Origin of the sequence: Leptospira tipperaryensis, assembly GCF_001729245.1 — a bacterium.
Lineage (GTDB): Bacteria > Spirochaetota > Leptospiria > Leptospirales > Leptospiraceae > Leptospira > Leptospira tipperaryensis.
Genome location: NZ_CP015217.1, coordinates 351,827 through 362,500, shown reverse-complemented (window position 1 = coordinate 362,500; position 10,674 = coordinate 351,827). Strand labels below are relative to the sequence as shown.

10 protein-coding genes (1 of these 10 running past the window's edge) are annotated in these 10,674 nt (G+C 39.5%); 3 read left to right on the top strand and 7 right to left on the bottom strand.

The features are described from left to right. The 4 genes from A0128_RS01780 to A0128_RS01760 all read right to left on the bottom strand — a co-directional run. Positions 1-511, bottom strand: partial view of a TlyA family RNA methyltransferase gene (locus tag A0128_RS01780; protein ID WP_069605959.1) — the 5' portion only. The gene continues 269 nt to the left of window position 1, outside the view; only the first 511 of its 780 coding nucleotides appear in the window; the start codon lies at positions 509-511; its stop codon lies beyond the left edge, outside the window. After that, a complete protein-coding gene (locus tag A0128_RS01775) occupies positions 492-1,430 on the bottom strand; it encodes a polyprenyl synthetase family protein (protein ID WP_069605958.1) in 939 nt (312 codons plus the stop codon). The genes A0128_RS01780 and A0128_RS01775 overlap by 20 nt, the downstream gene beginning before the upstream one ends. A gap of 131 nt (positions 1,431-1,561) precedes the next feature. Beyond that, positions 1,562-2,584: a zinc-binding dehydrogenase gene (locus A0128_RS01770; RefSeq protein WP_069605957.1), complete on the bottom strand. Its 1,023-nt coding sequence runs from the start codon at positions 2,582-2,584 to the stop codon at positions 1,562-1,564. Between the two features lie 431 nt (positions 2,585-3,015). Next, the gene (locus A0128_RS01760; protein WP_069605955.1) at positions 3,016-5,055 is read right to left on the bottom strand and encodes a neutral/alkaline non-lysosomal ceramidase N-terminal domain-containing protein; all 2,040 of its coding nucleotides are present in this window, start codon (positions 5,053-5,055) and stop codon (positions 3,016-3,018) included. Between the two features lie 176 nt (positions 5,056-5,231). On the opposite strand from A0128_RS01760, the gene A0128_RS01755 reads away from it, so the two are divergent. Beyond that, on the top strand, positions 5,232-5,696 hold the full coding sequence (locus A0128_RS01755) for a DUF4442 domain-containing protein (RefSeq protein ID WP_069605954.1): 465 nt from the start codon (positions 5,232-5,234) through the stop codon (positions 5,694-5,696). A 4-nt stretch (positions 5,697-5,700) separates the two neighbouring features. Here the strand turns inward: A0128_RS01755 and A0128_RS01750 are convergent, their stop codons facing one another. The 3 genes from A0128_RS01750 to A0128_RS01740 form a co-directional block, all read right to left on the bottom strand. Beyond that, entirely contained in the window at positions 5,701-6,210 is a 510-nt protein-coding gene (locus tag A0128_RS01750) for a TetR/AcrR family transcriptional regulator (RefSeq protein WP_156781748.1), read from the bottom strand. Positions 6,211-6,220: 10 nt separating this feature from the next. Then, the gene (locus A0128_RS01745) at positions 6,221-6,601 is read right to left on the bottom strand and encodes a hypothetical protein (RefSeq protein ID WP_069605952.1); all 381 of its coding nucleotides are present in this window, start codon (positions 6,599-6,601) and stop codon (positions 6,221-6,223) included. 368 nt (positions 6,602-6,969) lie between these two features. Next, positions 6,970-8,133, bottom strand: coding sequence for a hypothetical protein (locus A0128_RS01740; protein WP_069605951.1), 1,164 nt, complete (start codon positions 8,131-8,133; stop codon positions 6,970-6,972). 100 nt (positions 8,134-8,233) lie between these two features. On the opposite strand from A0128_RS01740, the gene A0128_RS01735 reads away from it, so the two are divergent. Then, a complete protein-coding gene (locus A0128_RS01735; RefSeq protein ID WP_069605950.1) occupies positions 8,234-8,740 on the top strand; it encodes a MarR family winged helix-turn-helix transcriptional regulator in 507 nt (168 codons plus the stop codon). Between the two features lie 822 nt (positions 8,741-9,562). Then, entirely contained in the window at positions 9,563-10,648 is a 1,086-nt protein-coding gene (locus A0128_RS01730) for a helix-turn-helix transcriptional regulator (RefSeq protein WP_069605949.1), read from the top strand. Positions 10,649-10,674: the final 26 nt, after the last annotated feature.

Sequence of the window (10,674 nt, the reverse complement as noted above, 5' to 3'; positions counted from 1 at the left end):
GAAGAGAAATAAAACTCAAATCCATAACGATTAAAATTGTATTCGGGTTTGGAACCTGTTTTTTCAAAGTTTCCCATTCTATCTCGGAAGCTGATAAATTCTTCAAATGAAAACGATCCTTTACAATGACGGAAGGATGATTTCTTACTCTTTCGGCTAACTGCCCGTAACCGACGTCGCACGCAAAAACCTTCCAAGCCCCTTTTTCAAGAAGAACTTCCGTAAATCCTCCCGTGGAGGCACCGAGGTCAATACAAACTTTCCCGTACGATTCTAAGGAAAAACTTTCAAATGCTTTTAAAAGTTTATAAGCACCCCGGCTTACATATTGTGGAATCACGTTTAAAATTCGAATTTCGGAATTCTCCGAAAACTGAAGACCGGCCTTTGTAATCTTTTGTTCGTTTATCAAAACGGAACCCGAAAGAATCAGGCTTCTCGCTTTTTCCAAAGTTTCCGCATAACCCTTTTTTAAAAGAAGTGAATCGAGTCTAATTTTTTCTTTGGCCAATGTAGATCGGAAGTTCCTGAAAAAATATTTTCTCTTCGGGGGTTAAAATAAAATCGGTAGAAAGAGAAATTAGATTTTTTTGAAGTTCTTGAACCATTTCCTTACAACGGTCCATTCCAAATAACACCGGATAGGTGATCTTTCCGGACTTCACATCTTTTCCGGGTGTTTTTCCAAGGGATTCCTGTGTTCCTTCCACATCCAGAATATCATCGGTAATCTGAAAAAGTAAACCGAGATCCTCTCCGTATTTTGAAAGAGAGTTCTCCCTTTCTTTCCAATCCTTTCGAAGACGGTTCCCGATCAAAAGAGAAGCTTTGATAAGAGCGCCCGTTTTCAAACGATGAGTCAATTGAACCATAGCGATTTTATCCGCTCCATTTCTAAACGGGGTCGTTGCATTCTCTCTTTCCATCTGTAAATCATAAATTTGTCCGGAGACCATTCCCGGAGCCCCGGAACCAGTATGCAGAATTTCTAATATGTCCCGATAAAGGGCGACGTCCCCATTCTCCACCTGAATAAAAGAGAGAAGATAAAAAGCAAATGAGTTGAGTGCGTCCCCCGCCAAGATCGCCGTGGATTCGGAAAATTTCTTATGAAGAGTCGGCATTCCCCTTCTAAAATCATCATTGTCCATGCTCGGAAGATCGTCGTGAATCAAGGAATAAGTATGAATACATTCCAATGCTGATCCGAGAAACAAGGCGTTCTTAGAATCAACTTGAAAGCCTCCGGACGCCGCAAGTGCCAAAACCGGTCTCAGACGTTTTCCGCCTGCGACAAGACTGTATTTCATCGCCTCAAAGAGTTCCGGTGCAGAGTGTTTGGATAAAACGGAAAGTATTTGAGAATCTAAAAAGTTCTCAAACGCAGCACGATAAGAATGGAAGATTTCAGAAAAGGCAGATTGACTCACTCTACCTCCAAACTGAAAGAATTCCTATAATTGTAAAGCAAAGTCCTACTGAGAGATAAGCCGTTTATTCTTCGCCTACGGACTTCCAAAAAATCTCAGAGGTCCAAAAGATTAAATCCTACATCGATCTTTCAAACCTTTACTTTTAATACGACTTTACCGACCGAAGTTCCCGATTGAAAGAATTTGAGTGCATCCTGAATCTTTTCGAATGGAAATGTTTTCCCGACCAAAGGTGGTGCAAGATTGAGTTTTACCAAACCGTTGAGATTCTTCGTAAGCTTTTCAACTCGATCATAGAGCCAGATCAAATTAAAACCCATCACCGCTTTATTGTCCGAAACCATTTTCATAGGATCCAACTTCGGACGAGAAAGATATTTATATGCCAACCTAGGCCAATTCACGGAGCTTCCGCCACCCATCATATCGGCGACGCCGTATACGATCATTCTTCCCATCGGAGCCATGATATCGTAACTTTCTTGAAAAATTTTCCCACCGATACATTCCAAAACTAAATCCAATTCCCTTTCGGAAAGAGAATCCTTTAGATCCTTTGCAAATCGACTCGAACGTACGATTTGTCTATCATAACCTTCTTTTTTAAGAAGTTCGATCTTGGAAGTCGTACCGATTGTTCCGATTGTGAACGCTCCCATTTTTTTTGCGATCCGGTTTGCGAGAATTCCAACTCCGCCCGCCGCACTATGAATCAAAACCGTCTGACCTTTTTGGAGATCTCCCAGAGCAACTAATGCGTAGTAGGCGGTCAATCCTTGAACTAAAAATCCAGCGCCCTGATCAAAATTCCATTTCGGAGGAAGTTTAAATATATAACGAGAATCGATATTCAAATGAGAAGCATAACCGCCGAAACGGGTCACTCCCATAATTTTATCCTTTTTCTTTACGTTCTTAACTTTCTTTCCTACCGCTAAAACGACCCCAGAATATTCAAGACCGGGTATAAAAGCGCCTTCCGGTGTCGCACTATAAAGTCCTTGAATTGCAAAGAGATCCGCAAAGTTCAAACCGATTGAATGGATCTCGACCTGAACCTCGTTTTCAGAAGGCTCCGGAAGAACTTCGCTTATCAATTCAACATTTTCTAAAGATCCCTTTTTACGAACCAGCGCTATCGTTCTTTGCATGAAACGAAGTTATAAGAATCCGGACATTTCGGGCAAGAAAATTTTCTCCGTAAAAAAAGAGAACAATGCCGGCTCGGAATCAAACCGCAAAGTCAACTCATTCTTAAATTGAAATTTTTTATACAATACGACAGATTGAAGTTCAAAGGGATAAAAAGCAGAATCCATTCTAAAAAAATGGCTACCCAAAAGCGCCACAAAGTTCATTAGAAAAATGGATTCTTTTATTCCGACAAACGAATCCATAGAAAAAAAGATTGAAAACGGACTTTAAGTCCGTCCGAAACAAAGTTTCGGTTGATCTCAATCTTTTACAAAACCGGACAAAACTTTCTTGGACGGAAAGAGGAAGTTTCGTTTCCGATTTTACGTTTTTTTAAAATGAAATTCTTTCTTCTAAAAGCGGGAGACACGAAATCCCCCGCAGATGATCAAAATTCAGGAGAATAAAATTCCTTTTCTTTTCCTCGGGGCGCAATCGTAAAACGATACTTTCTCTTCGAACGAAACTCCGGGTTGAACCAGCGAACTTCATAGATCGCCATTCCTTCCGAAGAATCACCTTGAAGACGAACGTCCAGCTCGGTTCCGGAGTCGTTTATCAATTTTCCGTCTTGGATTAAATTTTTCCATTCTTCCTTTGCATCCCTATATTGAATCGAAATCAATGGCTGATGAAATTGTATCAAAGAAGGATTCACGTCTTTATAACGAAAGATCCAGTGTTTCTCTAAGTTTTCTTCGGCAAGGACCAACCGAGGCGCTTCCTTTAAATCCCGACTTCCACGAGCCTCTTTTTTTTCGGGCATATAATGTTTTGTATCGAGTTGAAATTCCCAAGAATCCGGAAAGTTTTCCTTACCTCCTTCAACAGGCATTTGTTTTATAAGATCCGCGAGATGAGCTTGGAGAAAGGGTTGAGTTCCCGGTCCATAGATCGTATGTCCGCCTTCATAGTGTTGTTTCGAATATTCTTCCGGCGTGGTCGCATAACCGAAATAACCGTTTGTGCAAGATAGGACCGAAGTTTGTGTAATGTTCTCCCTACTCTTCGAGGTTCTTTGTTTTTCCGCTTCAAGAGCTGCGTTTGAAAATCTTCTTCCTGACTCGTTTGTTACTTCAAAAGGAACCGCGAGCAAAGCGGTATCTCCGATTCTTGCGGATTGAAGAATCATCCTATGAGGGAAATTCTTCTTAGCCAATACAAGATATTGAAAGAAAGAACCGGCGGTTCTCTTATGCCCTTGACAACCTCCGGTAAAAATATAACGGGGCCAACCTTCTCCCCAAAATGGAAGCCAGAATAAAACTGGAGTCATTCCGTCTTCGGCTCCTCCCGTCAAAGCCGTACCCGCGACGGGTCGACTGCAGAGTTCGGCTTCTCCCATCTTTGGATTCTCATACACATCGACTTCTTTTGAATTGTAAGAATACGTAACGTCAGAGTTTAGTTTTTTACCTAATGCCTGAAAGAGTTCATAAGATTTTTTTGATATTTCAAGACCGAGTCTTTTTGATTCGATAAAACCCTGCATATCCTCGCGATAATCCGGAGAATTGTCTCCATGAGTCGCGTTAGACACCGCGTGCAGAGGTTCCCATTCCGATCTATATTCTTCTTTGATCTTTAATTCCAACTCCCTTTCCGGATAAGCAAAAACGTCCGCGTTAACCGCCTTGTTCCAAGAAGGAACCGTTGTTCCGTGAATCGAATACGTGGAATAAACTGCGAGAGGTTTAAAGGAACCGTCTTTGTCTTTCGCATCCACTCGAATCATAGTCATCGTCGGATTGATCGCCTCATAAATCTGTTCCGTTTTGATTTCTTGAATTCCGGAATTACTATTTGCGGCATAGGCTTCGATCGACCGGTTTCTTGTCAGTCCCCAAACATTGGAGTTACCCGTTGCAATCTTTGCAGGTTTCGCCGATTGATACGCTTCCAAGACCGCGTTGTAGATTCTATCTTCTAAAAATTCATACCAACCTTTTTCGAAACCGGGTTTGTTTCCTGCAAACTCATTGTAGAAATTATTCTCATAAAAATTTCCGGGCGCGGAATGAGTGTGAGTTCCCGAAAGAACGATTCCCCCTAAACTGATATCCGTTTTTTCAGCGAGTCTTTCCGCAAGCCTATGATGTAACAATAAGGAACCGGAAAGAAGATCCGTTTGAATTAGGACTAAAGGAGCGTGTTGATCTTTTCTAATATAGATCACTCTCGCATAGATTTTAGTTCTAAAACCTTTCTCCGTATTCGCTAACATAGAATATCCTGCGAGCGGAAGCCCGGGCGGAGGTGTGATATCCACCTTGGATGCGCCTGCAAAAAGTCCCTTTGTGTTCGAAGTCAGAAGAGGTTTCTTATTCTTAATCACATAAGTCGTAGAGTCGCTACAACCAAGAAAGGTTAGAAAAAATAGAAAGAAAAAGAGAATCGATATGATCTCTCGGATTTTAGGAAGGTTCAAATTCAGTCTCCTCCGGGGAAGTTGTTTTACAATTGAGGCTTTGAAAAAGCAAGATGCTTTCGATCAAAACGGAACATTTTACGCCGTTTTCATTACAAATGACTTATTTTCTGATTTTAAAATCAGAGGCATCTTCAACAAAAGGAGAATAACCATAAGGTTTGGCATCAAACTACATGAATTTTTGGAAACGACTTCGATTTTACTTTTTCAATTTTTATCCCCCCTACTTTGCGGCCGGGATCCGTTACAAACAAATCAGCAAGGATTTCACTCACTTTCGTCTTAGCATGAAGCTTCACTGGTGGAACCGAAATTTAGTGGGAACTCATTTCGGCGGTTCTCTTTATTCGATGTGTGATCCTTTTTATATGCTGATCTTGATGGAGAATTTAGGTGAGGATTATCTCGTCTGGGACAAAGCGGCTACGATTCGATTTATCAGCCCCGGCTTAGGAAAGGTCTACGCAGAATTTCAGATTTCTCACCAAGAAATTGAAAGAATTCGAAAAGAAGCCGATGAAAAAAGAAAGTTAGACGCGTTCTTTCAAACAAAAGTTTACGACGAAAAAACGGGAAAGGTCGTCGCTGAATTAGATAAGGTCGTTTATGTGCGGAGAAAGGAAAGAATCAAAAAGTAAACGATCAAAATGAGAAATAGAGCTTCTTAATTTCTTTTTCGTTCAAACTCGGTAGAATCATTTCTACTCCCACAAAAATTGCGTAGGCAAGTTTGGCTTTTTGATCCGCTTGCTTACGATCCTTTGAAAGTTCCCAGTAAGCATTTTTCAAAAAAGAAATTCTTTTAGAATCTACTCGTTCCTGAATTTTTTTTACCTTAGAATTTCGAAACGCCCAGGCTCGGATCGCTCGCTCCGTATTCTTAGGCAACGCCAAAGTTAAAGACCTTAAAACTTTTAATCTTAATTGTGGAGTTGATTCTGCTTCCGCCTTCCGAATAATATCGTCCGTAAAATGTTTCTCCCAGTAATTCAACATCCTTTGCGAAAAGTCTTCGCGATTCTTAAAATGATGATAGAAGGAACCTTTTGTAAGTTTTAATTTTTTGCATAAAGATTCAATCGTAAGAGACTCTTCTCCTTTCTGATAAAGAAGATCCAAACCCGCTAATATCCAATGTTCCGCCGAATGCATGATTGAAAAATTAAAATACAAACAGAGGAATTAAATACAAAACTCCACCCAGAAAAAAGAGCACGGAAAGAAAATGAACCATCGGTTGATTGACTCTCAGAAAAATAAACTGCTCGATCAACCGGCCCCACCAAAAAAATGAAAGTCCGACCAGGATCCAAGTTCCCATCTGAGAATGGATAAGCTCCGTTCTAAAACAAAATGTAATGACGGCCATAAAAACGAAAAAGTAGATCAACCTCAAATTTGTTATTTGAAGAATAGCGCGATTTGCAAAGGAAACGCGTTTTAGGTCGTCTTTCCATCGAAATAGTTTCCAAAAATAAACGTGAAAGATTGCGAAACCAACGCTATGAATCGACCCTAAAATAAGAAAATCTTCCGGTTTCATAAAATTCTCCTTCCTTGAAGAATACTTGAAATTTGACTCGTGTCAATCAACATACCATACCTTTTGGTATGTTTTTAAATTATCGTTGAATAAAAAAATCAAAACTTGATCGTTTCGTTTAAAAGATTTTAAATTGAAATCCGTTTCGAAATATAAGGGTGGAAAGTTTAACGTCGGATCGATTTTGAAATAAAATCGAAGAGTTATGAATAGTCGAAAATTCTATTCCGGAACGGACTTTAAGTCCGGATCAAGAAATATTTCAGTGAAACAGTTTGTCGGAACAAATAAGCAAACGGCAAAAAAGGATTGTAAAGAAAAAATGTGAAGTCCTTCGGGCAAAAGAATTCTTCACCCGAAAGTTTATCTTATGCTGAAATTTTTTTCCGTTTTTCTCGAATCCAATCCAAGACCAGAATCAAAAAAGAAACAAAAAACATCGTAAACCCGACAAAAAGAAAGAACAACTTTGTCGCCGTCACGGCACCGTTCAATGTAGCCAACGGTTCGGGAACGTTCGGCCAAGAAGCTAAGAAGTAAAACATAAAAGAATTTTCAAGAATATCAAAGATCAGAAATCCTAAGGACAAAAGATTGAAAGACATCGGTAAGCCAATCTTTTGGGCGGCTCTTGTATAGATTCCTGCAAAGGATAAAAAGAGCGGGATCGGAAAAATCATATCTACGATATCGATCCAGAAATATAATTTTCGCCCTTGTTCTCCATAAGCTCCAAAAACTTCTACAATGTCCTGAGAGGAAGAAAAAGGTCGGAAGTCCATTTTTTTAGGGAGAAATCCCGTTTCGGTAATCGGAATCCATTTTTCTATAAGCTGCATCGTCTCCGCGCATAACATTGCAAAGGCGAATAAAATAATGATGCTCTTCACGGAAGTGATTTTTAGAAATGATCGGCTGATTTTTTGTAAAATCGGAGCCGACTCTGAACTCAAGACAAACCCTGTGATTACTATTAAAATCGGCAATAAGGGTCCGTGAGGTATATAACGAAAAAATAAAGTAGATCCTATCATAAGAACGGGAAGAGAAAAGATTACGTTTCCTTCCCATTTTTTTTCAGCCCTCATTTTAAATCCGAGATAACCGATCGCAAATAAAAGAAGAAAAATAGAAGGAGCCTCTATCCAACGAAATCCGATATTGCGAAATAACTCCCCAAAGAAACTTCCTCCCCAATAGGCGATCAAGTTTCCAAAAGCCGCGAGAGATAAAATACCAACGACTACATTGAAAATCTTTAAGACTGAATTCGGAAAAAATCCATTCTTATACAATTCTTTGAGTCCGAGTATAATCCCGAAGTGAATAAAAATCGTCATTCTTCCAAAAAAATAATAGTCCGTCGTTTCGGGGGAAAGTTCGGTTCTCATCCTTAAAAACACTGAGATCAATTCTCTCATCTTTAAAAGATACTGAGGAGTGGATTCTCCATTCCAAATAAATGACTGAAGTGGTGTTAATAATAATGCGAGAATCGTAGCCAGCAGTGCAAAAAACGCCGTAAAATTCATATTTTCTCCAAAAAAAAACTATCTTGATATCAAGATTCTTCAGGCCAAGAAAATAACAACTTTATCTTGACGTCAAGATAATTTCCTTAATATAGGAAATATGAAGTCCAAAAAAACGGAAGACCACGTCGATTTTATCTTAAACCAATGGGCTCAAGAAAGACCCGATCTGGATACGACTGCCATGGGGACGGTAGGAAGAATTCATCGATTGTCTTCGATGTTCTTTTATAACGTTCACAAGGAAGTTTTTGAAAGGCACGGACTTGCTACTCAAGATTTCGATGTGATGGCGGCTCTTCTTAGAAGCGGAAAACCTTATAAAAAAGCGCCGGGCGATCTACTCGCAACCTTGATGATCACATCGGGAACGATGACAAATCGAATCGATAGATTGGAATCTTTGGGTTGGGTTCAGAGAGAATCGGATCCAAAGGATAGACGCGGAGTTCTCATCTGCTTAACTTCAGAAGGAAAAACAGTCATTACAAAAACTCTTTTGGATCACGTCAAAAGCGTAGACGAATTGATGAGCGCGCTTTCCGAAAAGGAACACGCAGAACTTTCGAAACTTTTAAGAAAATTGCTTTTGAATTTGGAACGATAAAGAGACCGAAGCCTAAAAAATCTTTCGGTAACGATCAGTCCGTCATCTCTTCTCTGAGAATAATATTCGGCCATGATCGAGTTCGGGATATTATTGATAGCTTTTGATCTCGTCATCGGACCATTACGATTTTATTTTGTAGATTTTAATTTCCGAGTTTTGTGAGTCCGAAAAGGTCCACGACTTGTTTCGATTCTACGCTCATTTTTATTTTATACTCTTTTAAAGTATAGAATTTCCATTTTTCTTTAGGCAGCCTGCAATAGAAATTGTTATAACTTTTCTTTTCAGTATCTTTTTTATAAGAGAGAGGCCGGGGTTTTGGCAGATTTTTTTTGGATCGGAAAGGATTGAAGGGAGAATTTTTTATTCTACATTGGGTTTAGTTTTAGAACAAAGAAAGCCCCTCTTCCCAAAGGGCATTTCTAAATTCTTTGTAATTTCTAATGAATTAGAAATTGAATGCGAAAATTGGATCAATCGCGATGCCGTTTAACGTTCCGGAAAACGAAACGCTAAAGCTTCCGCTCGTTATCGGACTAAATCGGACTACTTATAAAAATAGAAGATTTAAAAGAATACTTAACATTTTGTAAAGCAATGGTTTTTGTAGCTCCTGCACTTGCTCCTTCCCGTTCTATCATAGTCAAACCGACGAGGAACTCGGGGCGTTCCTTCATCAAATTTAGAATTGGATAATAAGTCAAAAACGACGGATCCTTTGAGCAATGAGCGAAGGTAAAAACCGCGATTGAAAGAAAAATAATTTGAAAAATAAAAAAATATTTCCAATCAAATTCTTATCTATAGTCTGCTTTTTTCATGGAAGTGGTTCACTTATTTCCCATCGCGGCAATGTTCGCAAACCTCGCCGCCTTCTTTGCGATCATACGCGACCGAGATCCTTTCGGAGCTTATTTTCGAATCTTTTTACTTGCCTTAGCCGGCGGAAATTTTTCGATCTTCTTACTTTTAAAATCCACGTCTTCCGAAGAAGCCTCCGTTTTTTTTCATATTTTTCGCCACTTTATTTTTTTTGTTCCGTATCTTCTTCTCAGTTTGAGTAGAATTCTATCGGGACGTCCGGTAAAATCTACGATGACTTCCGTCGTTTTGACAACGACGATCGCGCTCTTGATTCTTATCGAATTTGATTTTTTCTCCGATGGATCCATTCTTATCCGAGAATGGAAATTATACGATTGGGGTTGGTTTCCCGTTTTAGAAATTCCAGCAAGAATTCTTGTCGGCGGCTTATTTGGAACTTGTTTTCTTCTTTCTCTGATTCTCTTATTGAAACCGGAAGAAACTCTTGTGAGAGGTTGGATTCCGGTTTTGGTTATCTTTTGGTGGCTGGGACTCGGTACAAATTTTATTCCTCTTTTCGGTTCGAATCTATTTCCGTTAGGAATGGGCGCCGATTCCATCATTAGCGTTTTTGTTTCGGTTTATCTTTCCAGAGAAGAAATCGAATCCGTTTTTCATAAAATCGCGGAAGGTTTTGTATGTCTGAGCGTCGCCTTGGGATTGGGTTCTCTTTCTCTTTTGTATTTAACAAGAATCGAATCGACACGATCACAAACGATTTTACTTTCCTTAATCGGAGCGGCGACCTCTTGGATTGTTCTCCGATTCTTTCGACCGGCAAAAAAATCTTTAGAATTATTGGACTTTAATCTTCTCTCTCAAAAAGGTCTTACAAAACAAGAGCTAAGAATTTGTGAATTGATAAGCGAAGGATATACTCGCAAACAAATCGGCTTTTTTCTCGGAATCGCCGACGGAACGTTACGAAATCATCTCGTTCATCTTTATGATAAAACCGTGGATAAAGAAAAAGAATCGAATGGCGGCAAAGATAAGTTTCAAAGACTTACCGTGTTTCTTCAGAAATTTAGAAAACCGTGACGATCGTCACGGTCCTAAAAACATTT

Excerpts from the sequence above, each read along its gene's own strand:
- A0128_RS01770 (WP_069605957.1), bottom strand. The coding sequence starts at position 2,584 with ATGCAAAGAACGATAGCGCTGGTTCGTAAAAAGGGATCTTTAGAAAAT.
- A0128_RS01755 (WP_069605954.1), top strand. The coding sequence starts at position 5,232 with ATGAATTTTTGGAAACGACTTCGATTTTACTTTTTCAATTTTTATCCC.
- A0128_RS01750 (WP_156781748.1), bottom strand. The coding sequence starts at position 6,210 with ATGCATTCGGCGGAACATTGGATATTAGCGGGTTTGGATCTTCTTTAT.
- A0128_RS01745 (WP_069605952.1), bottom strand. The coding sequence starts at position 6,601 with ATGAAACCGGAAGATTTTCTTATTTTAGGGTCGATTCATAGCGTTGGT.
- A0128_RS01740 (WP_069605951.1), bottom strand. The coding sequence starts at position 8,133 with ATGAATTTTACGGCGTTTTTTGCACTGCTGGCTACGATTCTCGCATTA.
- A0128_RS01735 (WP_069605950.1), top strand. The coding sequence starts at position 8,234 with ATGAAGTCCAAAAAAACGGAAGACCACGTCGATTTTATCTTAAACCAA.
- A0128_RS01730 (WP_069605949.1), top strand. The coding sequence starts at position 9,563 with ATGGAAGTGGTTCACTTATTTCCCATCGCGGCAATGTTCGCAAACCTC.